The sequence below is a fragment of the Caulobacter sp. 17J65-9 genome (assembly GCF_010975005.1).
Taxonomy (GTDB): Bacteria; Pseudomonadota; Alphaproteobacteria; order Caulobacterales; family Caulobacteraceae; genus 17J80-11.
The window spans coordinates 1-26180 of the sequence record NZ_JAAIVC010000040.1; the positions used below are offsets into that span (position 1 = coordinate 1).

Annotated in this window: 21 protein-coding genes and 1 pseudogene; 13 read left to right on the plus strand and 9 right to left on the minus strand. The window is 71.0% G+C overall.

Features of this window, described 5'->3' with window-relative positions; all coding sequences use genetic code 11:
- Nucleotides 1-1539 (plus strand): annotated as a pseudogene (locus G3573_RS08540) (PD40 domain-containing protein); the annotation flags it as partial.
- Nucleotides 1540-1587: 48 nt separating this feature from the next.
- Here the strand turns inward: G3573_RS08540 and G3573_RS08545 are convergent.
- A complete protein-coding gene (locus G3573_RS08545; protein ID WP_163260668.1) occupies nt 1588-1947 on the minus strand; it encodes a winged helix DNA-binding protein in 360 nt (119 codons plus the stop codon).
- 1 nt (nt 1948) lies between these two features.
- A complete protein-coding gene (locus G3573_RS08550; RefSeq protein WP_163260669.1) occupies nt 1949-2179 on the minus strand; it encodes a hypothetical protein in 231 nt (76 codons plus the stop codon).
- 315 nt (nt 2180-2494) lie between these two features.
- On the opposite strand from G3573_RS08550, the gene G3573_RS08555 reads away from it, so the two are divergent.
- Complete coding sequence (locus tag G3573_RS08555) at nt 2495-3763, plus strand: dicarboxylate/amino acid:cation symporter (RefSeq protein ID WP_163260670.1); 1269 nt, start codon at nt 2495-2497, stop codon at nt 3761-3763.
- A gap of 61 nt (nt 3764-3824) precedes the next feature.
- Here G3573_RS08555 and G3573_RS08560 read toward each other — a convergent pair whose 3' ends face one another.
- Nucleotides 3825-5261: a helix-turn-helix transcriptional regulator gene (locus G3573_RS08560; protein WP_163260671.1), complete on the minus strand. Its 1437-nt coding sequence runs from the start codon at nt 5259-5261 to the stop codon at nt 3825-3827.
- A 153-nt stretch (nt 5262-5414) separates the two neighbouring features.
- Here G3573_RS08560 and aceA point away from each other — a divergent pair, with 153 nt between their 5' ends.
- The 6 genes from aceA (at nt 5415) to G3573_RS08590 (ending at nt 19168) form a co-directional block, all read left to right on the plus strand.
- On the plus strand, nt 5415-6710 hold the full coding sequence (gene aceA / locus G3573_RS08565; RefSeq protein ID WP_163260672.1) for an isocitrate lyase: 1296 nt from the start codon (nt 5415-5417) through the stop codon (nt 6708-6710).
- A gap of 14 nt (nt 6711-6724) precedes the next feature.
- Nucleotides 6725-6928 carry a hypothetical protein gene (locus tag G3573_RS08570; protein WP_163260673.1) on the plus strand — a complete coding sequence of 68 codons (204 nt, stop codon included), beginning with the start codon at nt 6725-6727 and terminating at the stop codon, nt 6926-6928.
- Between the two features lie 170 nt (nt 6929-7098).
- Nucleotides 7099-8682 (plus strand): malate synthase A, encoded by a 1584-nt coding sequence (gene aceB / locus G3573_RS08575; protein ID WP_163260674.1) that lies wholly within the window; start codon nt 7099-7101, stop codon nt 8680-8682.
- Between the two features lie 174 nt (nt 8683-8856).
- Nucleotides 8857-14166 carry an autotransporter domain-containing protein gene (locus G3573_RS22555; RefSeq protein ID WP_163260675.1) on the plus strand — a complete coding sequence of 1770 codons (5310 nt, stop codon included), beginning with the start codon at nt 8857-8859 and terminating at the stop codon, nt 14164-14166.
- Between the two features lie 73 nt (nt 14167-14239).
- Nucleotides 14240-14902, plus strand: a complete 663-nt coding sequence (locus tag G3573_RS08585; RefSeq protein ID WP_163260676.1) for a Fe2+-dependent dioxygenase — start codon at nt 14240-14242, stop codon at nt 14900-14902.
- A gap of 156 nt (nt 14903-15058) precedes the next feature.
- Complete coding sequence (locus G3573_RS08590; RefSeq protein ID WP_163260677.1) at nt 15059-19168, plus strand: autotransporter domain-containing protein; 4110 nt, start codon at nt 15059-15061, stop codon at nt 19166-19168.
- A 21-nt stretch (nt 19169-19189) separates the two neighbouring features.
- Here the strand turns inward: G3573_RS08590 and G3573_RS08595 are convergent, their stop codons facing one another.
- From G3573_RS08595 to G3573_RS08610, 4 genes are all read right to left on the minus strand, one after another.
- On the minus strand, nt 19190-19714 hold the full coding sequence (locus tag G3573_RS08595) for a DUF1579 domain-containing protein (protein ID WP_163260678.1): 525 nt from the start codon (nt 19712-19714) through the stop codon (nt 19190-19192).
- Between the two features lie 67 nt (nt 19715-19781).
- Complete coding sequence (locus G3573_RS08600; protein ID WP_163260679.1) at nt 19782-20402, minus strand: carbonic anhydrase; 621 nt, start codon at nt 20400-20402, stop codon at nt 19782-19784.
- Nucleotides 20402-21040: a maleylacetoacetate isomerase gene (gene maiA, locus G3573_RS08605; protein ID WP_163260680.1), complete on the minus strand. Its 639-nt coding sequence runs from the start codon at nt 21038-21040 to the stop codon at nt 20402-20404. The genes G3573_RS08600 and maiA overlap by 1 nt, the downstream gene beginning before the upstream one ends.
- A 2-nt stretch (nt 21041-21042) precedes the next feature.
- Nucleotides 21043-21741, minus strand: a complete 699-nt coding sequence (locus G3573_RS08610) for a fumarylacetoacetate hydrolase family protein (protein ID WP_163260681.1) — start codon at nt 21739-21741, stop codon at nt 21043-21045.
- A gap of 117 nt (nt 21742-21858) precedes the next feature.
- Here G3573_RS08610 and G3573_RS08615 point away from each other — a divergent pair, with 117 nt between their 5' ends.
- From G3573_RS08615 to G3573_RS08635, 5 genes are all read left to right on the plus strand, one after another.
- Nucleotides 21859-22503 carry a DUF4142 domain-containing protein gene (locus tag G3573_RS08615; protein WP_163260682.1) on the plus strand — a complete coding sequence of 215 codons (645 nt, stop codon included), beginning with the start codon at nt 21859-21861 and terminating at the stop codon, nt 22501-22503.
- Between the two features lie 144 nt (nt 22504-22647).
- A complete protein-coding gene (locus G3573_RS08620) occupies nt 22648-22917 on the plus strand; it encodes a DUF883 domain-containing protein (protein ID WP_163260683.1) in 270 nt (89 codons plus the stop codon).
- Nucleotides 22914-23321 carry a hypothetical protein gene (locus G3573_RS08625; protein ID WP_163260684.1) on the plus strand — a complete coding sequence of 136 codons (408 nt, stop codon included), beginning with the start codon at nt 22914-22916 and terminating at the stop codon, nt 23319-23321. The genes G3573_RS08620 and G3573_RS08625 overlap by 4 nt, the downstream gene beginning before the upstream one ends.
- Before the next feature lie 29 nt (nt 23322-23350).
- Nucleotides 23351-23986 carry a superoxide dismutase gene (locus tag G3573_RS08630; RefSeq protein ID WP_163260685.1) on the plus strand — a complete coding sequence of 212 codons (636 nt, stop codon included), beginning with the start codon at nt 23351-23353 and terminating at the stop codon, nt 23984-23986.
- Between the two features lie 81 nt (nt 23987-24067).
- The gene (locus G3573_RS08635; RefSeq protein WP_163260686.1) at nt 24068-24238 is read left to right on the plus strand and encodes a DUF1328 family protein; all 171 of its coding nucleotides are present in this window, start codon (nt 24068-24070) and stop codon (nt 24236-24238) included.
- Between the two features lie 82 nt (nt 24239-24320).
- On the opposite strand, the gene G3573_RS08640 is transcribed toward G3573_RS08635, so the two are convergent.
- Both G3573_RS08640 and G3573_RS08645 read right to left on the minus strand, forming a co-directional pair.
- Nucleotides 24321-25112, minus strand: a complete 792-nt coding sequence (locus G3573_RS08640; RefSeq protein WP_163260687.1) for a metallophosphoesterase — start codon at nt 25110-25112, stop codon at nt 24321-24323.
- On the minus strand, nt 25109-26035 hold the full coding sequence (locus G3573_RS08645) for a diacylglycerol kinase family protein (protein WP_205598154.1): 927 nt from the start codon (nt 26033-26035) through the stop codon (nt 25109-25111). Before G3573_RS08645 ends, G3573_RS08640 begins: the two co-directional genes overlap by 4 nt.
- Nucleotides 26036-26180: the final 145 nt, after the last annotated feature.

A 26180-nucleotide genomic window follows, 5' to 3' on the forward strand; every position in this document is an offset into this window, starting at 1 on the left:
CTGCAGCCGGCCCTGTCGGCGAACGGCGCCTGGCTGGCCTATGTCGGCCAGCCGGCCGGCGACCCCGGCGGCCTGTACGTGCGCACCCTGCGCGGCGAGGCGCGGCGGCTGACGCCGCCGGGCGTGGAGGCGAGCCGGCCGGCCTGGTCGCCGGACATGGCCCGCCTGGCCTTCGTGCAGAAAGACGCGCGCGGCTGCGCGGTGATGGTGGTGTCGCCCCTGGACGGCGCGATCCGCCAGGTCGGGACCTGCCGGGCGGCCGATCTCGGCGGCGTGGCCTGGCTGGACGCCGACACCCTGGTGGTCGCCGACCGGGCCTCGCCGGAGGCCGGCTTCCGCCTGTCGCGCCTGGACCTCGAAACCGGGCGGCTGAAGCCCCTGACCGACTCGGGCGTGGCCGGTCCCTATCTCGGCGACACCGATCCCGCGCCGTCGGCGGACGGCAAGCGGGTGTTCTTCGTGCGGACCTCCACGCCGGGCGTGGCGGACGTCTACGCGCTGGACCTGGCTGGCGGGAAGGTGCGTCGGATCACGCGCGACAACGCCTCGATCCACGGCCTGACGCGTGGCCGCGACGACCGGCTGGTGGTCGCCTCCAACCGCCAGTCGGGCGCCAGCTACTCGCTGTGGTCGCTCAACGCGCGCGGTTCGGACTGGCGGCGGCTGACCGAGGACGCGCGGGCGGAGTACCCCTCCAGCTCCGACGGCGAGGCCATCGCCTTCCAGCGCCGCGACTGGCAGATGGGCCTGTGGAGCGCGCCGCTCGACGCGGGCGAGCCCGAGCGGTTGACGTCCACCTCGCGTCGCGACCGCACCGCCGCCCCGTCGCCGGACGGCAAGCGTCTCGCCTTCCTGTCCGACCGATCAGGCTCGCTGCAGCTGTGGGTCGCCGAGGCCGACGGCCGGGCGCACCAGGTCTCCGACTTCCGCACCGAAATGCCGCGCGAGCCGGCCTGGTCGCCGGACGGCCGCTCGGTCTACCTGTCGGTGCGCTCCGGCGGTCAGTTCGACCTGGGCCGGGTCGACGTGGCGACCGGCGCCTTCCAGCTGCTGGCCCACACGCCTGCGTCGGAGCGCTATCCGCTCTGGTCGCGCGACGGTGCGCGGCTCTACTTCATTCGCGACGAGGGCTCGCGGCTGTCGCTCTATGAACGCGCCGCCGACGGGCGCGAGCGCCGGCTGGTCGAGGACGCGGTCCGCGCGATCGAAGCCGAGGACGGCGTGCTCTACGTGCAGCGGCTGGCGGCGCCCGGCTTCTGGCGCTTCGACCGCGCCTCGGGAAAACTCAGCAAGATCGGCGAGCTGGCCGCGGTCGACCCGCGGAGCTGGACGGTGGCCGAAGGCGCGATCTGGGCCCTGGACGGGGCGCAGGCCGATCAGCTGCTGCGCCTGGACCTGACGACCGGCGTCGTCGCGGCCGTCCGCAGCCTGCCCGGCGTCTACCCGCGCGCGGGCCTGTTCGTCCGCGACGGGCGGGTGGTGTTCTCGCGGGTCGAATCCGAAAACGTCGACGTCTACACGGTCGCCGATCGCGCCTGAGGCGCGGCCGCGCCGCGCGCTCAGATCGTTTGATTCAGATCGCCGGCTTCAGGCGGCCGGCAGCACGATGGTGTGACCGGCGCGGATGATGCCGTCGAGCTCGTCGCGCAGGCGGCGGCCCTTCTCGGTCAGGCGCAGCAGACGGCCGCGGCCGTCCTGGGGGTTCTGGACCAGCTCGATCAGGCCCAGCGCCGGGGGCAGGGCCCCGGGCGTGTCTTTCTCCGCCAGCGAACGGATGCTGCGCGAGGCGGTCGCCTCGTTGAAGCGACACACCTGGGCCAGCTCCTTGACGTTGATCCCTTCGTTTTCACAAACGTAGAGGAACGCCAGCATGTTGCTGACCCAGATGTTCGGGTTCTGCTCCCGGAACAATTCCAGGCTTTCGAGGACGGTGTTGCGGTGGCGCATGTCAGCCGCGGTCGGCGTAGGCGCTCAGCTTGCCGGTGTAGTGCTTCAGCGGCGCCTTGGGCGCGATCGCCCGGCTGGCCGCCCGCTGGCGACGCTCGCGCAGCTGCAGCGCCGCCTGCATGTAATTCTTCTTCACCTGGCCGAGGATGGTCTCGAGCTGCCGCTGGTGGTCGGCCGCCTCGAGGAAGTCCGCCGCCTCGATGTCGATGGTGATCTGCGCCCGCAAACGCATGCGCGCTCTCCTGATAAATACGTCCGTCACTCAAACCGATTGCTGCGCCGCCAGCAGTTGGCGGTTGCATCGATGTATGCGGTATAGCTCCGCCTTCGTGGCGAGGTCATGACGAGGCCCCGACCATCATCCGAAGCTTTTCCGACTTCGCGCTTTTCCCGGACCGCGTTGGTCGAATTTTCGTCGCGCCGGCCCGGTCCGGCGTCGAACGGCCGACGCGGCGACCTGGGACTCCCCGGGACGCCGAGTCGCCTTGACGCGGGCGCTCCGGCCCCGCTCTTTGCCTGGGCTGCGAATTAGTCGACACAGGGTCCCATGAACCGTCGTTTCGCTCTTCTCGTCCTCGGCGCCATGGTCGGCGGCGTCCTGCTCGGCTTCCTCTGCAACCGGTTTATGGCTCCCGAGCAGGCCAGCCAGGTCGCCGACGGCCTGAACGTCGTCTCGGTCGCCTTCCTGCGCCTGATCAAGATGATCATCGCGCCGCTTGTATTCTCGACCCTGGTGGTCGGCATCGCCCATATGGAGGATAGCGCCTCGATCGGCCGGATCGGGGTGAAGACCATGCTGTGGTTCGTCGGCGCCTCGCTTGTGTCGCTGACGCTGGGCCTGGTCATGGTCCACCTGTTCCAGCCGGGCGTCGGCATGTCGCCGCCCACGCCGGACGCGGCCGCCGAGACCGTCAAGGCGTCGGGCATGACCATCAAAGGCTTCGTCGAGCACCTGATCCCCAGCTCGATCATCGACGCCATGGCCAAGAACGAGATCCTGCAGATCGTGGTGTTCTCGGTGTTCGTCGGCACGGCCATCGCCGCCATCGACGACAAGGCCCCGGCGGTGCTGACCTTCGCCGAGCAGGTCGCCAACGTGATGCTGAAGGTCACCGGCTACGTGATGAACTTCGCGCCGATCGCCATCTTCGCGGCGCTGGCGGCGACGGTGACCACCCAGGGCCTCGACGTCCTGGTCACCTACGCCAAGTTCGTCGGCGGCTTCTACCTGTCGCTGGGCCTGCTCTGGGTGGTGCTGATCGGCGCCGCCTTCCTGGTCGTCGGCAAGCGCGTGAAGCACCTGATCGCCGGCGTGCGCGCCCCGGTGCTGCTGGCCTTCTCGACCGCCAGCTCGGAGGCCGCCTATCCGCGCACGTTGGAGGCGCTCCAGAAGTTCGGCGTGTCGCGCAAGGTCGCCAGCTTCGTCCTGCCGCTGGGCTACTCGTTCAACCTCGACGGCTCGATGATGTACTGCACCTTCGCGGTGCTGTTCATCGCCCAGGCCTACGGCATCGAGCTGAGCCTCGGCCAGCAGGTGATGATGCTGCTGCTGCTGATGGTCACCTCCAAGGGCATGGCCGGCGTGCCGCGCGCCTCGATCGTGGTGATCGCCGCCACCCTGGCCTACTTCAACCTGCCGGAAGCCGGCGTGCTGCTGATCCTCTCGGTCGACCACCTGCTCGACATGGGCCGCAGCGCCACCAACGTGGTCGGCAACTCGGTCGCCGCCGCCGTCGTCGCCAAGTGGGAGAAGCAGCTGCTGCCCGAAGGCGAGGTCGAGGCGGAGGCCGAAACGGCCAAGGCCGTGCCGGCGTAACGCGCGGCTCTCCGACCGACAGAAACCGGGGGCGTCGCGCGAGCGGCGCCCCTTTTTCGTTTCACCCGTGCGTGGCGAACGGGAAGGGGCTGACCGAGCGGCTGAAGTCCTCCACCGTCAGGGTGCGGGTCAGCGGCGGGGCGGCGCGTTCGCGGCAGTTGGGCCGCTCGCACAGCCGGCAGGTCGGGCCGATCTGGGTGACCGGGGCGGCGGCGGGGTCCTGGCCGCGCGCGTAGATCAGCCGCCCGGCGTACTTCAGCTCGCAGCCCAGCCCGACCGCCAGCTCGGCGTCCTCGGCCCCGCCCCAGGCGGCCGGCGTGCGCTTCACCGTGCGCGACAGGGTGAAGTAGCGCGCCCCGTCGGCGGTCTCGATCACCTGGGTCAGCACCCGGCCCGGCGTGCGGAAGGCGGCGTGCACGTTCCAGCGCGGGCAGGTGCCGCCGAAGCGCGAGAACGGGAAGGCCCCGGCGGCGAAGCGCTTGGACACGTTGCCGGCCTGGTCGACGCGCAGCAGGAAGAACGGCACGCCGCGCGCGCCGGCCCGCGACAGCGTCGTCAGCCGGTGGCAGACCTGCTCGTAGCTGGCCCCGAACCGGGCCTTCAGCACGCCGATGTCGTAGCCCAGGGTCTCGGCCGCCTCGTGGAAGCGGCCGTAGGGCATCTGGATCGCGCCGGCCAGGTAGTTGGTCAGCGACACCTTCAGCAGGCGCTTGGTCGGCAGGTCGGGCGCGCCGGCCGTCTCGACCGCGGCGTTGAGCAGGTCGCCGTGCTCGGCCAGGGCCAGCTGGTAGGCGCAGGCGAAGGCGCGACTGGAGGCCTGCAGGGTCTCGGCCAGCATCAGCCGGCGGCGGTGGATGTCGTAGCGGCGGACGAAGTCGACCATGACCTGCACCGGCATCACCCGGACCTGCACGCCGTAATTGGCCAGCCGGGCGGTCGCCGCCGCCTCGAAGGCGTGGGCCGGCGCGCCCAGCGCCTTGGCGGTCGCTTCGCCCGCCTCGTCCAGCTCGGGGAAGTGGTTGCGGTGGCCCTGGATGTAGTCGCGCACCCAGTCGGTGGGGGTCAGGGCCGCGCCGGTCTCGCGCCCGTCGCCGCTGACCGCCGCCTCACCCAGCGCCTCGCGCCGGCGCCGGTCGGAGAAGGCCCGGTACAGCCGCACGACCGCCTCGGCCGCGCCGGGCGCGTTCTCGACCAGCTCGGCCACCTCGTGGCGGGGAATGGCCAGGTCGCGGAACAGCGGGTCGGCGAACACCTCGGCCAGGTCGGCCTCGCCGCCGGCGTCGGGGTCGCCGGTGAAGCTGCGCAGGTCCAGGTCGTAGCGCTGGGCCAGGCGCAGCAGCACCTGCGCGGTCACCGGCCGCTGGTTGCGCTCCAGGTGGTTGAGGTAGCTCGGCGACACGCCGAGGTCCTCGGCCATCTTGGTCTGGGTCAGGCCCAGATCGCGGCGCAGGCGCTTCAGGCGCCCGCCCAGGAACAGCTTGCGTTCAGCGTCGACCATCTGTGCAAGTTGTCACGTTGTGACAGAAGGTGACAAGTCGCTTTTGACAAGATGGCCCGAATTCGAGGGCCCAGCTGGTTTCCCCTGCGAACGACGGGTGTTTTCCTCTCCACACACGGAAGCGCACGGCCCGAGTCGGCGAGGAGACAGATTGTGACAAGCTTCAAGGACCTGGTGCCAGGCGCCCGCGCCGACCGCTTCGACGGGATCGAGCGGCCTTACACGACGGACGACGTGCTGCGCCTGCGCGGGTCCTTCCCGATCGCCCACACCCTGGCCGAGCGGGGCGCCAACACGCTGTGGAAGCTGCTGCACGAGGAGCCGTTCGTGAACGCGCTGGGCGCGGTCACCGGCAACCAGGCCATGCAGATGGTCCGCGCCGGGCTGAAGGCGATCTACCTGTCGGGCTGGCAGGTGGCGGCCGACGCCAACACCGCCTCGGCCATGTATCCCGACCAGTCGCTGTACCCGGCCAACGCCGCGCCGGAGCTGTGCCGCCGGATCAACCGCACCCTGCAGCGCGCCGACCAGATCGAGCACGCCGAGGGCGGCGCGCAACGCGACTGGTTCGTGCCGATCGTGGCCGACGCCGAGGCCGGCTTCGGCGGGCCGCTGAACAGCTTCGAGATCATGAAGGCCTTCATCGAGGCCGGGGCCGCGGGCGTGCACTTCGAGGACCAGCTGGCCTCCGAGAAGAAGTGCGGCCACCTGGGCGGCAAGGTGCTGATCCCGACCTCGGCGCACGAGCGCAACCTGACCGCCGCGCGCCTGGCCGCCGACGTCATGGGCGTGCCGACCCTGATCGTGGCCCGCACCGACGCGGAGTCCGCCCGGCTGATCACCTCCGACGTAGACGAGCGCGACCGCCCGTTCATCGAGCCCGACAGCCGCACGCCGGAGGGCTTCTACCGGCTGAAGGAAGGCACGGGCCTGGACCACTGCATCGCCCGCGGCCTGGCCTACGCCAAGCACGCCGACCTGCTGTGGTGGGAGACCTCGCACCCGGACCTGGACGACGCGCGCAAGTTCGCCGAGGCGGTGCATCGCGAATATCCGGGCAAGCTCTTGGCTTACAACTGCAGCCCCTCGTTCAACTGGCGCAAGAAGCTGGATCCCGAGACCATCGAGCGCTTCCAGCGCGAGCTCGGGGCCATGGGCTACCGGTTCCAGTTCGTGACCCTGGCCGGCTTCCACGCCCTGAACCACTCGATGTTCGAGCTGGCCAGCGGCTACCGCGACCGCGGCATGGGCGCCTATTCCGAGCTGCAGGAGGCCGAGTTCGCGGCCGAGGCGCGCGGCTACACCGCCACCCGCCACCAGCGCGAGGTCGGCACCGGCTATTTCGACCAGGTGGCCATGGCCATCAGCGCCGGCCGCTCGTCGACCACCGCCATGGGGCTTTCCACCGAAACGGAACAGTTCGAAGCCGCCCGGGTTGCGGCCGAGTAGGAGGAGTGAGGACGATGACCGAGCGGTATTGGGTGGTCGGCGGCGACTACACCTGCATGGGCTTCAAGAACCTGCGCGACGGCCAGGGCAAGATGATCGGCCCGTTCGACACGCGCGACGACGCCGTCCAGGCCTGGCGACAGGTTTCGGACGCGGACCGCAGCAAGGCCACCGCCCGCTACTCCATCACCTCCGAACACCTGCGCCTGCCGCAGTGACGCCGCAAGCCCTCTCTCCGCTGGCGGGGAGAGGGTTGGGTGAGGGGGGCGGCGCGACGTAAACAGGTCGTGCGTTGCGTCTCCGCGCCCCGTTCGGCGTCGGTCGCGTCTCCACCCTCACCCCGCCTCCTCCCTGTCGAAGGGAGGGCGGCCATCTGCGGATCCTGCCCATGCCCCTCGACGCCGCCCTGCACACGGTCGAACTCACCCGCCCGGTCGAGGGCCGTGCCGCGGAGATCCTGACCGAGGACGCGCTCGGCTTCGTGGCCGAGCTGCACCGTCGGTTCGACGCGCGCCGGCGCGAACTGCTGGCCCAGCGCCTGCTGCGGCAGAAGCGCTTCGACGCCGGCGAGCTGCCCGACTTCCCGATCGAGACCGCCGACGTGCGGGCGGGCGACTGGAAGATCGCCCGCGTGCCGTCCGACCTGCTGGACCGCCGGGTCGAGATCACCGGGCCGGTCGACCGCAAGATGATCATCAACGCGCTGAACTCCGGCGCGAAGGTGTTCATGGCCGACTTCGAGGACGCCACCAGCCCGACCTGGGACGCCCTGATCGAGGGCCAGGCCAACCTGAAGGACCGCTGGGCCGGAACCCTGACCCACGAGGACCCGGCCAGCGGCAAGCGCTACGCCCTGGGCCCGCGCCCGGCGGTGCTGATGGTCCGCCCGCGCGGCTGGGCGCTGGACGAGGCGCACCTCAAGGTCGACGGCCAGCCGGTGTCGGCGGCGCTGTTCGACTTCGGCCTCTACCTGTTCCATTGCGCGCGCGCGTCGATCGCGGCCGGTTCGGGGCCGTACTTCTACCTGCCGAAGATGGAGAGCCGGCACGAGGCGCGGCTCTGGAACGACGTCTTCGTGTTCGCGCAAGGAGCGCTGGGCCTGTCGCCCGGCATCGTGAAGGCGACGGTGCTGATCGAGACCCTGCCGGCCGCCTTCGAGATGGACGAGATCCTGTTCGAGCTGCGCGAGCACGTGGTCGGCCTGAACTGCGGCCGCTGGGACTACATCTTCAGCTACATCAAGCGCCTGGGCAAAGCGCCGGAGCGCCTGACCCCGGACCGCTCGCGCATGGTGATGGGCGAGGCCTTCCTGCGCGCCTACTGTCAATTGTTGATCAAGACCTGTCACCGCCGCGGGGCCTTCGCCATGGGCGGAATGGCGGCCCAGATCCCGGTGAAGGGCGACGCCGAGGCCAACGCCGCGGCCTTCGCCAAGGTGCGCGCCGACAAGGAGCGCGAAGCCGGCTGGGGCCACGACGGCACCTGGGTGGCGCACCCCGATCTGGTGCCGGTGGCCATGGAGGTGTTCGACCGGCTGATGACGGGCCCCAACCAGCTATCCAACGGCCGCGAGGACGTCACCGTCACCCGTGAGGACCTGCTGAAGGTGCACCAGGGCGCGCGCACCGAGGCGGGCCTGCGCGAGAACATCCGCGTCGGCGTCCAGTACCTGGAGGCCTGGCTGCGCGGACGCGGGGCGGTGCCGCTCTACAACCTGATGGAGGACGCCGCGACCGCCGAGATCAGCCGCACGCAGATCTGGCAGTGGCTGCGGCTGAAGGCGACGCTGGACGACGGTCGCATCGTCACCCCGCAGCTGTTCGAGGCCCTGTTCGCCGACGAACTGGACCAGCTGCGGTTGCGTCCGGAGCTGACCCGGCTGGAGGCGGCCGCGCGCCTGTTCCGCGACATGACCCTGGCGGACACCTGCGCCGAGTTCCTCACGCTCGAGGCCTACCCGCAGCTCGGCTGATTCCTTGCGCGGACGTAATAAAACTCCCGGTTTTTCCCGGCAGAGGTGCATTGCGCCAGCTTTGCAACTCGGATAATGGCGCTCACTGAACGTAGTTAGCTTTAGGCTAACCATACGTCGCGTCATTTGTCGGGGGACAAATCAATGGCCGTTCGTGTTGCGCGCGGAACCCGCGTGTCGTCGCGCCGTGGCGTCTTGCTGCTCGGCTCCGCGCTGGGCGTCTCCATCGCCGTCCTGGCCGCCGCGGTTCCGAACCGCGCCCTGGCCGCCGACGAATGCGGCGCGGTCCCGGCGGGCGCGACGCCCACGGTCACCTGCACGGTCGCTGACAGCCCCTATCCGGGCGTCCAGTACGACGGCGTCGAAGATCTGACCGTCGTGATCCAGCCCGACGTCACGGTCGAAGGCCTGGTCCGCGTGACCGGCACCGGCGACCTCGCGGTCAACGCCCAGGCCGGCAGCTCGATCGACAATCCGACGGGCGCGGGGATCCAGGTGACGTCCTCCGGGACGGGCTCGGTCACGGCGGCCTCGGTGAGCGCGGGCTACGGCGACGGCGTGTCGGTCAGCGGCGAGGCTGGCGCGACGGTGAACGTGGGCACGGTCAGCGGGGACTGGACCGGCGTCGCGGCGAGCTCCAACCTCGGCTCGGTGACCGTCACCAGCACGTCGGTCACCGCCGTCGAAGGCCGCGGCATCTTCGCCTGGGCGCGCGCCGAAGGTGAAACCATCAACATCACCAGCGGGACGGTCGAGTCTTACGACGAGGGCATCTACGCCTACAGCGGCGAAGGCGGCAGCGCCGACGTCGTCGTCGACAGCGCCACGGTCACCACCACCCGCAGCAGCTGGGCCACGGGTATCGTCGCGGCCGCCTCCCACGGCGACGTGACCGTGACCAGCGGCTCGGTGACCACCGCCGGCGACTATTCCGAGGGCATCCTCGTCAAGGCCGCCGAGGGCGAGGTCTACGTTCAGAGCGACACGGTCCACACCGCCGGCGACTACTCGACCGGCATCAAGGTCGAAGGCGGGCTCGGCCCGGTCGAGCTGCACAGCGGCTCGATCACCACCGACGGGGCCTCGGCCTCGGGCATCGACGTCTACACCACCTCCGGCGCGGTCACCGTGACCAGCGACGAGATCGCCCTGAACGGCGGGCGCGCCGTCGAGACGACCTACGGCGAATACGGGAGCTACACGACTTACGGCCGGCGGCCGGTCGGCATCGACGTGCGCTCGACGGACGGCGCCGTGACCATCACCTCCGGCGACATCAGCGTCACCGACGGGATCGGCATTTCGGTTGAGACGGCTGGAAACATCTCGATCACCAGCACCGGCACGCTCCTGGTCGCGGACGGCGAGCGGAACGGCGGCTACGGCTACTCGTCCGGCATCTACTTCGACTCGCAGAATTCCGGCGAGGGAGAGCCCGGCGGCACGGTCCAGGTGGTCAACGAGGGCCGCATCGAGATCCACGGATCGAACCGCAACGGCATCTACGGCTACGGGTCCGGGTCGGCGGTGTCGATCACCAACGCCGGCGAGATCGTCGGCGACCGCGACACCACCGCCATCCGCGTCCACAACGAGGACGGCGGCGCCCTGTCGGTGACGAACCAGGCCGGCGCGTCGATCCACCTTTACGACACCTACTCGACCGGCATTCACGCGGGCACCGACGAAGGCGCCCTGACCATCACCAATGCGGGCTCGATCGTCACCGAAGGCGACTATTCGAGCGCGATCACCTTCCACAGCGAAGCCGGGACGGTCACCCTCAACAGCACCGGGACGATCGAGACCTCGGGCTACGGCTCCGGCGCGATCTACGGCCATTCGTACGACGGCGACGTTCTGGTCGACGTCGCCTCGGTCCATGTCGGCGGCGGGTCCGCGTCGGGCATCGACGTGTGGAGCGAGAGCGGCTCGGTCAGGGTCAACGCCGACCTGGTGGTCACGGGCAGCTCCTGCAGCGAGGGCGAGGGGTGCTCCGGCGAGGGCGACAGCGTCGGCGTGAGCGCGTCCAGCGGAACCGGAAACGTCACCATCGACGTGGGCAGCGTGACGACCGGCGACGACTATGCGGTCGGCGTCTCGGCGGGCATGTACGGCGGCTTCCTCGGCGACGCCTACTCAGGCGAAGGCGAATACGTCTTCGGCGACATCCAGGTGACCGCCGACCGGGTCACGACCTCGGGCGACTGGGCCGCGGGCATCCAGGTGATCTCCGGCCGGGACGAGTACATCTCGGGCCCGTTCGGTCCGCCGCCGATCGTCCGCACCGGCGCGGTCGACATCGACGCCGGCACGATCGTCACCCACGGCTCGGGCAGCGCCGGGATCAGCGTCGCGGCCGGGTCGGCCGAGGACGTCCTCGGCTTCTGGTCCGGCCCGATGCTGGGCGGCGAAGGCGGCGTCAATCCGTTCGCCCTGGTCATGGGCCCGCACTTCGGGACGACCGGGGACGTCGACGTCGACGTCGTCTCCGTCAGCACCGACGGCGACGGAGCCGTGGGCGTGTACGCCTCCAGCGGCTTCACCCTGGGCTTCTACGGCGAAGGCGAATACGGCGGCGCCGAGCCGGGCGGCGACGTCATTGTTACCAGCGGCGCGATCGAGACGGCCGGCGACGGCGCGATCGGCATCGTGGCCCGCGGCGTGGCCGGCGGCGTCACCATCGACAGCGGCACGATCGAGACCTCGGGCGATTACGCTTCGGGCATCGTCGCCAACAACGGCGGCGTGGTGTTCACGCGGGTCGAGATCGAGCCCGAGTTCTACACCACCGTGCCTTCGTTCGTGTCCGGCGGCCTGATCGACGTCACGAGCGACAAGATCTACACCTCCGGCGAGAGCTCGGCGGGCATCACCGCGGTCGGCATGGGCGGCGGCGTCACGATCGACAGCGGGATCATCGACACCTGGGGCGCCTACGCCAACGGCATCCAGGTCATGGCGATCGGCGGCGACGTCTCGGTCGACAGCACCCGGATCATCGCGCGGGGCGACAGGTCCGGCGGCATCCTGATCAACACCGCCAACCTCGACTCCTTCTTCGGCGAAGGCGAGTACGGGGCGACCTTCGTGGCCGGCGACATCCACGTCACCAGCGGCACGATCCGCACCGAAGGCGGCTCGGCGGACGGCATCGCCGTGTTCAGCGGCTACGCCTTCTTCGGCGAGGGCGAATACGGCGGCGGCGACGTCGACATCACCAGCGGGAACATCACCACGCTGGGCGACGACAGCGCCGGCATCCGCGTGACGGCCTACGGCCGCTACACCTACGGCGACGACGAGAGCTGGGAGATCGAGGGCGACGTGACCGTTCATAGCGGCGCGGTGATCACGTCCGGCGACTACAGCGACGGCATCGTCGTCGAGGCCACGCTCGGCGACGTCAACGTGACGGCCAACGCGACCGCCACCTCCGGCGACTCGTCGCGCGGCATCGACATCGACGCGGACAACGGCGACGTCGTGGTCAACGCCACGGCGGTCACCACGACGGGCGGCCGCAAGGCGAACGAGGTGTCGTACTACGACAGCTACACCGAGAGCTGGGTCTATGTGACCGAGTACGGCCACGCCAGCGACGGCATCCGCGTGGAGACCGAGTACGGCGACGTCACCATCAACGCCCAGAACGTCACGGTCAGCGGCGACCAGGCCACCGGCGTGCTGGTCGACAGCGAGTACGGCGACGTCAAGCTGAACCTCGGTTCGGTGCGGGCCCAGGGCGAGGCCGGCGACGCCGTCCACGTCTACGCCTACGAAGGCGACATCGGCGTCAACATCAGCGGCCAGGTCACCTCGGCCAACGGCGCGGGCGTGCACGCCTACAGCTACTACGGCGGCGTGGACGTGAAGCTGGCGGCCGGCTCGCGGGTGCAGGGCGGAACGGTGGGCATCTACGCCTATTCCGACACCGGCACGACGATCACCATCAACGGCACGGTGTCGGCGGCCAGCGGCCTGGCCATCGACGTCAAGGGCCTGGGCGCGGCGACCATCCACAACCTGTCGAACACGGTGATCGGCGGCGTCAGCCTGACCGACAACGACGACCTGTTCGACAACACCGGCACCTTCCAGGCCACCATCGACAGCCAGTTCGGCGAAGGCGTCGACCTGTTCGACAACACCGGCCTGCTGCAGATCCTGCCGGGCTCGAGCACGCCGGGCACGATCGTCTTCCAGGGCCTGGAGACCTTCGACAACGCCGGCGTCGTGGACCTGGCCAACGGCCACGCCGGCGACGTGTTCGACCTGTCGTCGGCCACCTGGAACGGCGAAGCCGGCTCGACCCTCGAACTGGACATCTCCGGGTCGGGCAGCGACACCCTGCTGGTCGACGACGCCACGGGCCACACCACCATCGTCCTTAGCGGCGCCGGCGGCGGTATCGGTCAGGCGCTGGAGCTGGTCGTCTCCAACTCCGACGAAACCGGGAACGAGTTCACCCTCGACGGCGACACCGGCTTCGTGAAGTTCATCATGGACTTCGACGCGGCCACCGACACCTGGTCGGCGGTCGGCACCGCCGACACCGAGGTGTTCGAGCCGGGCCGCTTCCTGACCGGGGCCCAGAACTTCTGGAACGAGACCGGCGACGCCTGGTCGGCCCGCATGACCGAGCTGCGCGACATCGGCTCGGATCGCGGCCAGGGCGCGCAGGGCTGGGTGCAGGCCTTCGGCGGCGAGCAGTCGGAAGACCGCGGGACCGAGCGCTTCACCGTCGGCGGCGCACCGTCGGACGTGAACCTGGCCTACGAGCAAAGCTATCGCGGCCTGCAGACCGGCGTCGACTGGTCGACCGGCGACACCGTGCTGGGCGTGACGATCGGCTTCGGCGACTCCGAACAGCGCATGGCCTCGGGCAACAGCGCCGAGTTCGGCGGCTTCAACTTCGGCGCCTACGGCGGCTGGAACCCGGGCTCGTTCTTCGTGAACGGCCTGGTCAAGGCCGACGTCTACAAGACCCGGCTGGGCCTGCGGACCCTGCAAGCCTCGGAAGAGGTGGACGGCCGCACCTGGGGCGCCAAGGCCGAGGCCGGCTGGCGGGTCGGCGGCGACGGCTGGTTCTTCGAACCGTCGGCGCGCCTGTCCTGGACTGACGTCGACATGGACGGCTTCTCCGCCGCTGGCGGCACGGTCGAGTTCGGCGACGCGTCGAGCCTGCTGGGCGAAGCCGGCGCGCGGTTCGGCACGCACTGGACCAACGGCGTGGTCGACCTGGTGCCGTACCTGGGCCTGTTCGCGGTCGACGAGTTCGACGGCGAGAACCAGACCGCCTTCTCCATCGCCGGCGACACCTTCCGCCTGACCGACGAAGCCGCCGGGGCCCACGGCCGCGTCGACTTCGGCGTCACCGCGGTCACCTTCCACGGCCTGGAAGGCTTCGTGAAGGGCGAGGCCCTGGTCGGCGGCGACGCCGAGGGCTACAGCGCCCGCCTGGGCGTCCGCTGGCGCTGGTGAGCGCGGGCGGGTAAGCGTTGAGAAGCGCCGGCGCGGCCACCGCGCCGGCGCTTTTCGTATGGGGGCGTGAGACGTGCTGATCCTGTCCGACGTGCTGTCGCGTGAAGACGTCCTGCGGGTGCGCGAGGGCCTCGCCGAGGCGCCGTTCCAGGACGGCCGGCTGACCGCCGGCCCGACCGCCCGGAAGGTGAAGTCGAACACCCAGGCCGACCGCAACCACGCCTCGGTGCAGGCCCTGACCACCTTCGTGCGCCAGGCGCTGGAGCGCCACGGCCTGTTCACCGCCTACGCCCGCCCGGCCCGCTGGTCGCGGCTGCTGTTCTCCCGCTACGAGCCCGGCCAGCAGTACGGCCTGCACACCGACGACGCGGTGATGGGCTCGGACGCCGGCGAGCGCATGCGCAGCGACATGTCCTTCACCCTGTTCCTGTCGGATCCCGAGACCTACGAGGGCGGGGCCCTGCTGCTCAGCGGCCTGGACGGCGAGCGCGAGATGCGGCCGCCCGCCGGCAGCGCGGTGCTCTATCCCACCGGCCAGCTGCATCGGGTCACCCCGGTCACCCGCGGCGAGCGGCTGGCGGCGGTCGGCTGGATCCAGAGCCGGGTCGGCCGCGCCGACCAGCGCGAGATCCTGTTCGACCTGCACCGGGTGCGCGCCAACCTGCCCGACGACGAGGCCCGCCTGCTGCTCGACAAGGCGCTGGGCAACCTGCTGCGGCTGTGGTGGGAGCCCTGAGCCCAGGCCTTCCGCGCCGGTTCGGTTTGCGGTGAACCCGGTCCGTCGCGCGGCCAAGCTCGTTCCCAGAACCGTGTTGTCCCTGAACATTTGACGCCAAACGAAGTCGGCCTCGCGCCGGCCGTGCTTCACGTCGTCAAGTCGGGGAAATTCATCATGCTCGTTGGCATCGCGCGCGGCGTTCGCACGTCGTCCCGCCGTCGGACCCTGCTGCTCGGCACGGCCCTGGGCGTCTCGATCGCCGCCCTGGCCGCCGCCGCGCCCGAGCGCGCCTTCGCCGCGGACGAATGCGGCGCCGTTCCGGCCGAACCGGTCCCGACGGTGACCTGCGCCGCCGCCGGCAGCCCGTACGCGGGCGTCGAGTACGGCTGGACCGACCCGGTCGACGACCTCACGGTGGTCCTGGGCGAAGACGTTGTCGTCGAGGGCGCGGTCAACCTGCGCGGCGCCGGCGACATCGTGCTCGACGGTCTGGCCGGCAGCTCGGTGAACGACGGGGTCTTCGTCGTCGGACAAGGTTCCGCCTCGGTGACCGTCGGGAGCGTCACCGCGGCCGGCGACGCCGTGGTCGCGCGATCCACCTACGGTTCGGTGACGATCGTGAGCGGAGAGGTCGCCAGCACCAACGGGCGTGGCGTCTGGGCGACGGCGCGCGCGGAGGGCGCGACCATCTCGGTGACCAGCGATTCCGTGGTGGTCCAAGGGGGCGACGGGATCTTCGCCGACGCCAGCGGCGGCTACGCCGACGTCCACATCGACAGCGGCTATGTGTCGGCGTACGCCGCGACCGGCATTCGCGCGTTCGCCGCGAGCGGCTACGTCGAGGTGCTCAGCGACGAGATCGCCACCACCGGCGAGGCGGCGTTCGGCGTCAGCGTCGTCGCGACCGACGGCGGCGCGCACATCGACAGTGGTTCGATTACGACCGACGGGCTCGGGTCCGGCGGGATCCGCGCGAACTCCGAGACCAGCGACCTCGACATCGAGAGCGACTCGATCACGATGGAGGGCGACTACGCGACCGGCATCCACGCCGTCTCCGGCTCCGGAACCGTGACCGTCGACAGCGGCGCGGTGGTCGCGCACGGGGCCTCGTCGAACGGGATCGTGGTCGCCACCGAGAGCGGCGACATCCACATCGACAGCGATACGATCATCGCGGACGGCGGCAGCTACAGCGACGGTTATTCGTTCGGGCCGATGTCGGTCGGCATCGACGCCCAGTCGGACACCGGCGACATCACCATCGTGTCGGGCGACATCTCGGTCGTCGACGGCGCCGGCATCCGGGTCAGCACGGCCGGGAACATCTCGGTGACCAGCACGGGCACGATCACCGTGGCCGAGGGCGAATCCGGCGCGGGCGAGCCGGCCGACGGCATCCACATCGACACCGGCGACGAAGCCTACGCCGGCGACGTGGCCGTGCTGAACTCCGGCCGGATCGAAATGCACGGCGACGGCCGCGGCGGCGTCTTTGTGGACGGCTTCTACGCCGACGTGACGGTCACCAACGACGAAGACGGGTCGATTCTCGTTCACGGCGACGACGCGGCCGGCATCGGTGTCTACACCAACCGTGCGGTCACCATCTCCAACGCAGGCCTGATCCACCAGTACGGCGATGGCGCGGGTATTCGCGTGCAGAAGTGGGAGGCGGAGGGCGCGGTGAGCGTCTCCAACGCCGGCTCGATCGTCACCGAGGGACGGAGCGCCGCCGCGGTCGAGGTCCTCGCCTTCGGGGGGGCGATCAGCATTGTCGGTACGGGCACGATCGAGACCCACGGCGACTACGCGTCCGGGATCGACGCCTGGGCGGAAGACGGCCTGGTGTCCATCGACGTCGCCTCGGTGCGCACCAGCGGCGTCGGCGCGGTCGGGATCGAAGCGTTCTCCCGCACGGGCGACGTCCACGTGGTCGCCGATCTGGTGACGACCACCAACGCCTGCGACGACGACTGCGGCGACGGCTATGCGGACGGCGTCTCCGTGCAGAGCGAGTCCGGCGACATCAAGATCGAGGTCGGCTCGGTCACCACCGCCGCCACCGGCGCGCGCGGCGTCGTCGTCGACGCCAGCGGGTCCTCCGAGGTCGAGATTCTCAGCGACGAGATCGAAACCGCCGGCGACGCCGCCGTCGGCGTCCGGGTCTCGGCCAGCCAGGGCCCGGTGAGCGTCACCAGCGGGTCGATCGTCACCCACGGCGACGGCGCGTTCGGCATGGAGATCTACGCGCACGGCGGCGACGTCGTGGTCGACAGCGAGACGGTTTCCACCACCGGAGACGCCAGCGCCGGGATCTGGATCGTCAGCGACGCCGACGAAGGCGGCGACGTGTCCGTGACCAGCGGCACGGTCGTCACGTCCGGCGCCGACAGCCACGGCGTCTTCGTGGGCGCCGGGCCCGGCGACGTCGACGTCGAAGTCGGGTCCGTCACGGTCAGCGGCGCGCAGTCGTACGGCGTGCGCCTGGAAAGCGTGCTCGGCGATATCAGCCTCGAGGCCGGAACGGTGCGCGCCCTGGGCGGCGCCAGCGACGCGATCTCCGCCTACAGCCAGGCGGGGGATGTCGCCATCACCGTCGGCGACGAGGCCTCCTCGGCCGCCGGCGCCGGCGTGAACGCGCGCGCCGCGGCCGGCGGGGTGGAGATCACCCTGGACGCCGGTTCGGAGGTCCGTGGCGAGGACGTCGGCGTCCGCGCCTATTCGGCGACCGGCACGACGATCACCATCAACGGCACGGTGCGGGCCGACAGCGGCCTGGCCATCGACGTCAAGGGCGCTGGCGCGGCGACCATCCACAACGCGTCCAACACCGTCGTGGGCGGCGTCAGCCTGACCGACAGCGCCGACCTGTTCGACAACTCGGGGACCTTCCGGGCCACCATCGACAGCCAGTTCGGCGGCGGCGTCGACCGGTTCGCCAACTCGGGACTCCTGCAGGTCCGGCCGGACGCGACCACGCCGGGCGTGATCGTGTTCGCCGGGCTGGAGGTCTTCGACAACGCCGGCACGGTGAGCCTGGCCAACGGCCACGTCGGCGACGTGCTCGACCTGTCGTCGGCCGCCTGGCACGGCCTGGCCGGCTCGACCGTCCGGATGGACCTCTCCAGCGGCGGCAGCGACACCCTGCGGGTCGGCAGCGCCGACGGCCAGACCACCCTTGCGCTGACCAGGATCGGCGGCGGCGAGATCGCCGAGGCGCTGGAGCTGGTCGTCTCCAGCGCCGACGAAACCGGCGACGAGTTCGTCCTGGACGGCGATCTGGGCATGGTCGACTACACCCTGTCCTTCGATGCCGAGACCAACACCTGGACCGCCGTCGGCGCGGCCGACGAGGAGGTGTTCGAGCCGGCCCGGGTGGCCGCCGGCGCGCAGAACTTCTGGCGCGCCACTGGCGACGTCTGGTCGGCCCGCATGGCCGAGCTGCGCGACATCGGCTCCTCGCGCGGCGCCGGCCCCCAGGGCTGGGCCCAGGTCTTCGCCGGCGAGCAGTCCGAAGACCGCGGGCTCGAGCACTTCACCGTCGGCGGCGTCGCCACGACCGCGGACCTGTCCTACGAGCAGAGCTTCCGCGGCCTGCAGACCGGCCTGGACTGGGCGACGGGCGACGCCGTGGTCGGCCTGTCGGTCGGGTTCGCCGGGGCCGACCAGCGGATGGCGTCCGGCAACAGCGCCGAGTTCGACGGCTTCAACCTGGGCGTCTACGGCGGCTGGACCAAGGGCGCGTTCTTCCTGAACGGACTGGCCAAGCTGGACGTCTTCGACATCCGGCTCGGCCTCGAAACCATGGGCGAAACCCGCAAGATCGGGGGGCATGCCCTGGGGGCGAAGCTCGAGGGCGGCTGGCGGGCCGGCGGGGACGGCTGGTTCGTCGAACCGACCGCGCGCCTGGCCTGGATCGACGCCGACCTCGACGGCTTCGCGGTCGAGGGAAGCCAGGTCGAGTTCGGCGACGCGTCGAGCCTGCGCGCGGAACTGGGCGGACGGGTCGGGACGCGCTGGGCCACGGGGGTGGCGGACCTGGCCCCCTACGTCGGTCTCTACGGCGTCCGTGAGTTCGACGCCGAAAGCCGGACGACGGTTCGCATCGCCGGCGACGCCTTCCACCTGACCGATCCGGGCGCCGAGCCGTTCGGCCGCGCCGAGCTCGGGGTCACGGCGCTCGCCTTCCACGGGCTCGAGGCCTCCGCGAAGGCCGAAGCGCTGTTCGGCGGCGACGCCGGGGGCTATGCGGCTCGCCTGGGCGTCCGCTGGCGCTGGTGAGCCTGCTGCGGCTGAGGCGGCTTAGTGGGTGCCGTGCGGCGCGACCAGTTTGGCCGGGGCCATCGGCTCGACCTTGCGGGTGTAGCGGGCGACCATGAACTCGCGCCACTCGCCGTCGTCGCCCAGGGTGCGCGAGCGCAGCAGGCGGGTGTCGGCGTCGACGATCTCGATCACGTCCTGGTACTTCGCCGTGCCCTCGCCCGAGAAGGCCGGGCCCTCGCTGTCCAGGGTCAGCACCTTGCCGCTGGCGTCCAGGCGGCCGTCATAGACCCACATCCAGGTCATCATCGAACCGACCCAGTTGCCGACGAAGCGGCCGCGGGTCGGCTCGAAGCCCAGCGTCATGACGTTCTCGCCGGTCCCGCCGCCGGGCATCTCGCCGTAGCCCTCGGCCACGATCCACAGCCCGCCTAGCGAGCGGACGGACTCCCGGCCCTTCGCCTTCTCGGGCGGCTTGCCCGGCCCCGCCTGGGCCTCGGCCTCGAAGGTCCATTCGCCCACGAGCTGCTGCAGCCACTCGTGTTCCTTCTGGGGCGCGGCGGTCATCATCGCGGGCTCTCCTTCGGCGGGTCGGCGTCAGCTTAGACCGCGAGGAAGGCCGGTTCGGTTCCCGTCAGTCCAGGAACAGTTCGGCGAAGTCGTCGCGCGAGGCGACGCTGACGTTCAGGTCCGACACCAGGCCGTTGGCCAGCGAGTAGACCCAGCCGTGCACCGACATCTCCTGGCCGCGGTCCCAGGCCGAGGTGATGAACGGGTTGGAGGCGACGTTGCGCACGCCGCGGATCACGTTCAGCTCGCACAGCCGGTCCAGGCGCGCCTGCTCGTCGCCGATCACGCCCAGCTCGTGGCGCTTCTCGTGGGCCAGGTCGCGGATCGGCGACAGCCAGTGGTCGATCAGGCCGTGGCTGGTGCTCTCCACCGCCGCGCGCACGCCGCCGCAGCCGTAGTGGCCGACCACCAGCACGTGCTTCACCTTCAGCACCTCGACCGCGTACTGCAGCACCGACAGGTAGTTGGCGTCGGACGGCGGGGTCAGGTTGGCCACGTTGCGGTGGACGAACATCTCACCCGGGTCGAGGCCGACGATCTCGTTGGCCGGCACCCGGCTGTCGGCGCAGCCGATCCACAGGTATTCGGGGTTCTGCTGGTTCACCAGGCGGGTGAAGAAGCCCGGATCGACCTCCTTCTTGGCGCGGGCCCAGGCCTGGTTCTTGGCTTTCAGGTTCTCAAGCATCAGTCCGCGTCCGGTTGACGGTCAGGGTGCGCGGCCTGGAAGGCCGGGTGTTCGGCGGCGCGCGCCTCGATTTCGAGGATGCGCGGGAATGGGGTCAGGTCGACCTCGAAGCGCCGGGCCGAATAGATCTGGGGGATCAGATGGCAGTCGGCCAGCGTCGGGGCGTTTCCGAACGACCAGCCGTCGCCGCGCCGCGCGATCAGCGCTTCCAGCGCCGTGAAGCCCGCCTCGATCCAGCGCGCGGTCCAGGCCTTGGTCTGGGCCTCGTCGGCGCCCAGGTCGTGCTTGATCGACTTCAGCACCCGCAGATTGTTCAGCGGATGGATGTCGCAGGCGACGATCGCCGCCATGGCCCGCACGTCGGCGCGGCCGACCGGGTCCTTGGGCAGCAGGGCGGGCTCGGGCCAGCGCTCCTCGATCCATTCCAGGATGGCCGGGCTCTGGGTGAAGACGTGGCCGTCGGCCTCCAGGGCTGGCACCAGGCCCTGCGGATTGAGCGCCAGGTAGGTGTCGCTCTTCTGGGCGCCCGCGCGCAGGTCCACGCCGACCTGTTCGTAGGCCACGCCCTTCAGGTTGAGCGCGATGCGGGTCCGGTAGGACGTGCCCGAGCGCCAGTAGTTGTGCAGCACCGGGGTCATGGTCAGACCATCCGGAAGACCAGCCGCCCCACGCCGTCGATTTCCGCCACCGCCTGCTCGCCGCGGCCGATGGCGCCGACGCCCTCGGGCGTGCCGGTGAAGATCAGGTCGCCGGGGGCCAGCTGCCACAGCTTGGAGGCCTCGGCGATCACCTCGCACGGGTCCCAGATCATGTCGCCCAGGTCGGCGTCCTGGCGGGCCTGGCCGTCGATCGACAGGCGGATGCGCCCGGTCGGGTTCGGCAGGGCCTCGAAGGGAATGATCTCCGAGATCGGGGCGGAGGCGTCGAAGCCCTTGGCCGAGTCCCACGGACGGGCCGCCTTCTTGGCCTCGGCCTGCAGGTCGCGGCGGGTCAGGTCGACGCCGACCGCCCAGCCGAACACCAGCTTGCTCGCCTGCTCGGGCGTCAGGTCGCGGCCCGAGCCGCCGATCGCCACCACCAGCTCGACCTCGTGGTGCAGGTCCGAAGTCGCCGACGGGTAGGGGACGTTGCCGCCGCCAGGCGCCACCGCGTCGCCCGGCTTGGCGAAGAAGAACGGGGCCTCGCGCGTCGGGTCGGCGCCCATTTCGCGGGCGTGGGCGGCGTAGTTGCGGCCTACGCACAGAATGCGTCGCACCGGGAAGCGCGCCGAGGTTCCGGCGACGGGCACCGACGGCTGGGGCGCGGGCGAGAAGACGAAGTCGGACGAGGTCTCGGTCATGGCGGCGTTCATAGGCCCGCCGCGACGCTGGGGCCAGTCTTGAGCTCGGAACCGGGTCACAGACGCGTGAGTTTTTCGGCCCGACCCCCTCCCCGGGGTTTCGCTTAGGAGCCCGCCATGATCCGCAACCCCTTCGCGCTGAGCGGCGCGATCGCCCTGACCTTGCTCGCCGCCGCCGCTTGCGGTCGCAAGGAGGAGGCGACGCCTCCCGCCGAGCCGGCCACGCCCGCGGCCACCGAGCCGGTGGCCCCCGTCGCTCCGGCGCCGGCCGTGGCGGCGACCCCGACCACCGCCGCCGAGTTCGTGCCGATGGTGGCCTCCGCCAACCTGTTCGAGCTCGAGTCCAGCAAGCTGGCCGAGAAGATGGGCCAGACCGCCGCGGTGAAGGACGTGGCCAAGGTCATCGTCGTCGACCACACCAAGCTGGCCACCGAACTGGCCGCCGCGGTGAAGAAGGCGGGCCTCACCGTGACCATGCCGACCGCCCTCGAAGGCGAGGCGGCGACCGAGGTGGCGGACCTGCGCGCGGCCCCCGCCGCCGACTTCGACGCCAAGTACCTGGCCGACCAGCGCACCGCGCACGAGAAGGCTATCGCCGCCTTCCAGACCTACGCCGACACCGGCGACAACGCCGACATCAAGGCGTTCGCCGCCGCCGCCCTGCCCAGGCTGCGCGCCCATCTGGAGGCGGTGAACAAGGCTCTGGCGGCGCCTGCGGCGGCTCCGGCCGCGGCGGCGGCGCCCGCGCCCGCCAAGAAGTGAGGCTGAAGGCCGGGCCGGCCGCGCACGCGCGGCCGGCTCGACCGAGCGCAGCAGGAACCCGAGCGCGGCCTTGACGTTGTTCCCCGGCCCCCGGAGCCGGCCGGTTTCGGGGCCCGTAACCCAGTTCTTTTCAGGAGGTAGAGCATGGCCGCCGACGATCCGACCGCCGCCCGCAACGGCGAGGACACTCGCCTGCGCGACTTCGCCGAACGCACCGAGCGCCGCGTGCGCGACAGCGCCGACGATCTGCGCGCCCGGGCCCAGCAGTATTACGACGACGGCCGCATCCGTCTCGACGAGGCTCAGACCTACCTGGTCGAGCGGGTCAAGGAACGCCCGATCGCGGCGACCCTGACCGCAGTGGGGGCCGGCGTACTGATCGGCCTGCTCATGGCCGGCGGTCGCCGGCGTTGATCGCGCGACGGCTTTTCCAGAAGCTCGCGGCCGCGGCGGCCCTCGCCGCGGCCGCCGCCGTGTCGGTGGTCGCCGCCGGCTTCGCGCTCTACGCCCTGGTGCGCGACTTCATCGGGCCGGCCGGCGCGGCCGCCGTGGTGGCCATCGTCGCCGCCCTGGTCGCCTGGGTGTTCCCGATCGTGCTGTACCGCCGCAGCCACTCCGGCCGGCGCGAGTCCGACCACGCCGCCCCCAATCCCGCCATGGAAGGCCTGATGGATCGCGCCGCCGACCTGGTGCGCGAGCGGCCGATCATGGCCACCGCCGCGGCCGTCGCGGCGGGCTGGATATTCATCCGCAACCCTGCTTTGACCACCCTCGTCGCGACGATCCTTTCGGGGGGAGGGAAGGACCGGCGCCACTGAGATCATCCTAGCCGCGTACGGAGCAGCAAGTGTTCGTCCTTCCCGATCTTCCCTATCCGCACGAAGCGCTCGCGCCGACCATGTCGGCCGACACCCTGCGCACCCACCACGGCAAGCACCACGCCAAGTACGTCGAGGTGATGAACCAGCTTCTGGAGCAGAAGGGCTGGAACCAGACCACGCTGGAAGAAGTGGTGGTCAAGGCCCACGACGAGGGCGAGACCAAGCTGTTCAACAACGCCGCCCAGTCCTGGAACCACGGGTTCTTCTGGGACTCGATGACCCCGAACCCGGTCGCGCCGTCGGGCGCCCTGGCCGAGGCCATCGAGCGCGACTGCGGCGGCATGGCGGGCCTGCGCGAACGCTTCGTCACCGAGGGCGTGAACCACTTCGCCTCGGGCTGGGTGTGGCTGGCGGTGCATGCCGGTCGCCTGGAAGTGCTGTCGACCCACGACGCCGACAGCATCCTGCTGCGGCCGGGCAAGACGCCGCTTCTCCTGTGCGACGTGTGGGAGCACGCCTACTACCTGGACTACAAACAGGACCGGAAAACCTTCCTGGAAGGCTGGTTCGACAAGCTGGCCAACTGGAAGCTGGCCGAAGCCCAGCTCGGCGCCGCCGCGCGCGACCAGTTCGGCTGGCGCTATCCGGCCCGGGTGGAGTGAGCTCGGAACAGCGCCAAGCGTGAAACGTTTCTCCCTTAGACGGCCGCGCTTAGGGGCCGTCGCAGTAAGGAGAACGCGGCGATGCTTCGCTGGGCGTTGATTTTCTTGGTGGTGGCCCTCGTCGCCGCGGTGCTTGGCTTCGGCGGCATTGCGGCTGGTGCGGCGTCGATCGCCAAGATCCTGTTCTATGTGTTCCTGGTGCTGTTCGTGGTCTCGCTGATCGCCGGCGCCTTCAGGGGCCGAAAGCTCTAGCGGGCCTCGACCCCGACTTCAGAAGGTTGGAAGCCGCGATCTCCCAGGGTCGCGGCTTTCGTCTTTTCCGGAGCGCGCCCGGTCAGCCCTTGCGGCGCTCCAGGTTCCAGGTGCGGCGGGCCTCGAAGCGCGAGCCGGTCCAGGCCAGGGCGGTGACGTGGATGGCGTCTTCGGTCCACTCCACGCTGTTGAAGCCGGCCGGCTGGCCCCGTTCGCGCAGGGACAAGGTGCCGGCCCCCACCGCATAGGAGCAGTGGTCGCCCGCCGCGATCGGCAGGGCGAAGGGGACGTGCACGTGGCCGGTCATGACCAGGTCGACGCCCGCCTCGGCGAAGATCTGCGCGGCCTCGCGGCCTCGCTTCACCTCGCCGGTCATCGGCCCGCCGATCATCTCCAGCAGGGGGTGGTGGCAGGCCAGCACCCGAAGCGCCCCGGCCGGCGCGGCGGCCAGGGCGTCGGCGGCGCGGCGGGTTTGCTCCAGGTCGATCACCCCCTTCGACCAGTTGGCCCGCAGCTGCGCGCCGCGGGCGGTGTTGACCCCGCGCACGGCCAGCCGCTCGCCCACGAACTGGTGGTCGACGGCCGGGTGGCCGATCAGGGTCTCGAACCGGCGCCACGGCCAGGCCAGGCGGGCGATCAGGTCCCAGTAGGGCGTGTCGTGATTGCCGGGCACCACGAACACCGGGGCCGGCATGGCCGCGATCCAGGCGGCCGCCCCCTCGAACTCGCGCCGGCGGCCCTTCTGGGTGACGTCGCCGGTGATCAGCACCAGGTCGCGCGGGGTGGCGTGGGCGTAGTCGAGCGCGGCGGCCACGGCGGCCGTGTTCTCCGCCCCGAAGTGGACGTCGGAAAAGTGCAGGATCCGCCCGGTCATGCCGATCCCTTGTCCGGATCGGGGCCGGGGGCGGGGGCCAGGGCCCGGAAGGCGACCGGCACGAAGCGCACCTCGACCTCGTTCTCCAGCTGCACGGGTTCGCCGTCCAGGATGGCCGGAATGCGGGTGCGCGCCCAGGCTCGGGCCTGCTGTACCGTGCGGGTCTCGACCGACGGATCGGCCCGCCAGTCGGAGAACAGGGCCCGCGCCGCCAGCCGGAAGGCCTCGGCCGCGTCGGCCGGGTTCAGCACCGCCGCCTCCAGCCCGACCGGCGCGTCCATGGCCTTTGACACCACCGGGCTCAGGAAGGCGACGGCGGTCGAGCGATGCAGTTCGTGGTCGTCCAGCCGGAACCGGACCCGGCCGGAAAAGGCGTGGCGGGCGGCGCGGCGGGCGTAAAGCCAGGCCAGCTTCGGCTTGCCCAGCCGCACGGCTTCGCGGGCTGGGGCCCACAGGGCCGGCGAGCCCAGCACGGCGGCGACATAGAACGGCCGGTCGTCGACCACGCCGCCGCTGACTGGGCGCACGGCCCCTTCGCGCAGCGCGCGCTCCAGCGCCTCGCGCCAGTCGGCGGTGTCGTACAGGGCTTTCGGCAGCAGGTTCATGGTGCCGCCCGGCAGGGGCGCGATCAGGGGGCCGTCAGGGCCGGCCATGCTGGCCGCCGCGCGCGCGGTGCCGTCGCCGGCCAGCACGACCAGCAGGTCGGGCTTGGCGGCCAGCGCGTCCTCCAGCGCCTTCTGGACCTGGGCCGGCTCCGCTTCGACGATCCGGGCCTGGCACGCGAAGCGGCGCATGATGCGGTCGACGTCGGCGGCCGCATTGGCGCCCACTCCGCCAGACTTCGGATTGACCACGATCTCCACGCGGCGCAGGGGCACGTGGGGCGTAAGCGGGCACGGGGCCTCGCCGGCGGCGTCGGTCATGCGACCCGAACGTGCCGTCGCGGCCCCGGTTCCGGAGAGCCTTACTTCTTGGCGGGCGCCGGGGCGGCAGCGGCCGGGGCCGCAGCAGCCGGAGCCTGGGCCGCGGGAGCCGCCGCCGCGTCGGCCGGAGCCGCAGCAGCAGGCG

What these genes read in the sequence shown, in the direction of transcription:
- G3573_RS08635 (WP_163260686.1), top strand. Translation starts at nt 24,068, where the DNA reads ATGCTTCGCTGGGCGTTGATTTTCTTGGTGGTGGCCCTCGTCGCCGCG.
- G3573_RS08615 (WP_163260682.1), top strand. Translation starts at nt 21,859, where the DNA reads ATGATCCGCAACCCCTTCGCGCTGAGCGGCGCGATCGCCCTGACCTTG.
- maiA (WP_163260680.1), bottom strand. Translation starts at nt 21,040, where the DNA reads ATGACCCCGGTGCTGCACAACTACTGGCGCTCGGGCACGTCCTACCGG.
- G3573_RS08610 (WP_163260681.1), bottom strand. Translation starts at nt 21,741, where the DNA reads ATGACCGAGACCTCGTCCGACTTCGTCTTCTCGCCCGCGCCCCAGCCG.
- G3573_RS08555 (WP_163260670.1), top strand. Translation starts at nt 2,495, where the DNA reads ATGAACCGTCGTTTCGCTCTTCTCGTCCTCGGCGCCATGGTCGGCGGC.
- G3573_RS08590 (WP_163260677.1), top strand. Translation starts at nt 15,059, where the DNA reads ATGCTCGTTGGCATCGCGCGCGGCGTTCGCACGTCGTCCCGCCGTCGG.
- G3573_RS08570 (WP_163260673.1), top strand. Translation starts at nt 6,725, where the DNA reads ATGACCGAGCGGTATTGGGTGGTCGGCGGCGACTACACCTGCATGGGC.
- G3573_RS08560 (WP_163260671.1), bottom strand. Translation starts at nt 5,261, where the DNA reads ATGGTCGACGCTGAACGCAAGCTGTTCCTGGGCGGGCGCCTGAAGCGC.
- G3573_RS08620 (WP_163260683.1), top strand. Translation starts at nt 22,648, where the DNA reads ATGGCCGCCGACGATCCGACCGCCGCCCGCAACGGCGAGGACACTCGC.
- G3573_RS08595 (WP_163260678.1), bottom strand. Translation starts at nt 19,714, where the DNA reads ATGACCGCCGCGCCCCAGAAGGAACACGAGTGGCTGCAGCAGCTCGTG.
- G3573_RS08640 (WP_163260687.1), bottom strand. Translation starts at nt 25,112, where the DNA reads ATGACCGGGCGGATCCTGCACTTTTCCGACGTCCACTTCGGGGCGGAG.
- aceB (WP_163260674.1), top strand. Translation starts at nt 7,099, where the DNA reads ATGCCCCTCGACGCCGCCCTGCACACGGTCGAACTCACCCGCCCGGTC.
- G3573_RS08645 (WP_205598154.1), bottom strand. Translation starts at nt 26,035, where the DNA reads ATGACCGACGCCGCCGGCGAGGCCCCGTGCCCGCTTACGCCCCACGTG.
- G3573_RS08600 (WP_163260679.1), bottom strand. Translation starts at nt 20,402, where the DNA reads ATGCTTGAGAACCTGAAAGCCAAGAACCAGGCCTGGGCCCGCGCCAAG.
- G3573_RS08550 (WP_163260669.1), bottom strand. Translation starts at nt 2,179, where the DNA reads ATGCGTTTGCGGGCGCAGATCACCATCGACATCGAGGCGGCGGACTTC.
- G3573_RS08545 (WP_163260668.1), bottom strand. Translation starts at nt 1,947, where the DNA reads ATGCGCCACCGCAACACCGTCCTCGAAAGCCTGGAATTGTTCCGGGAG.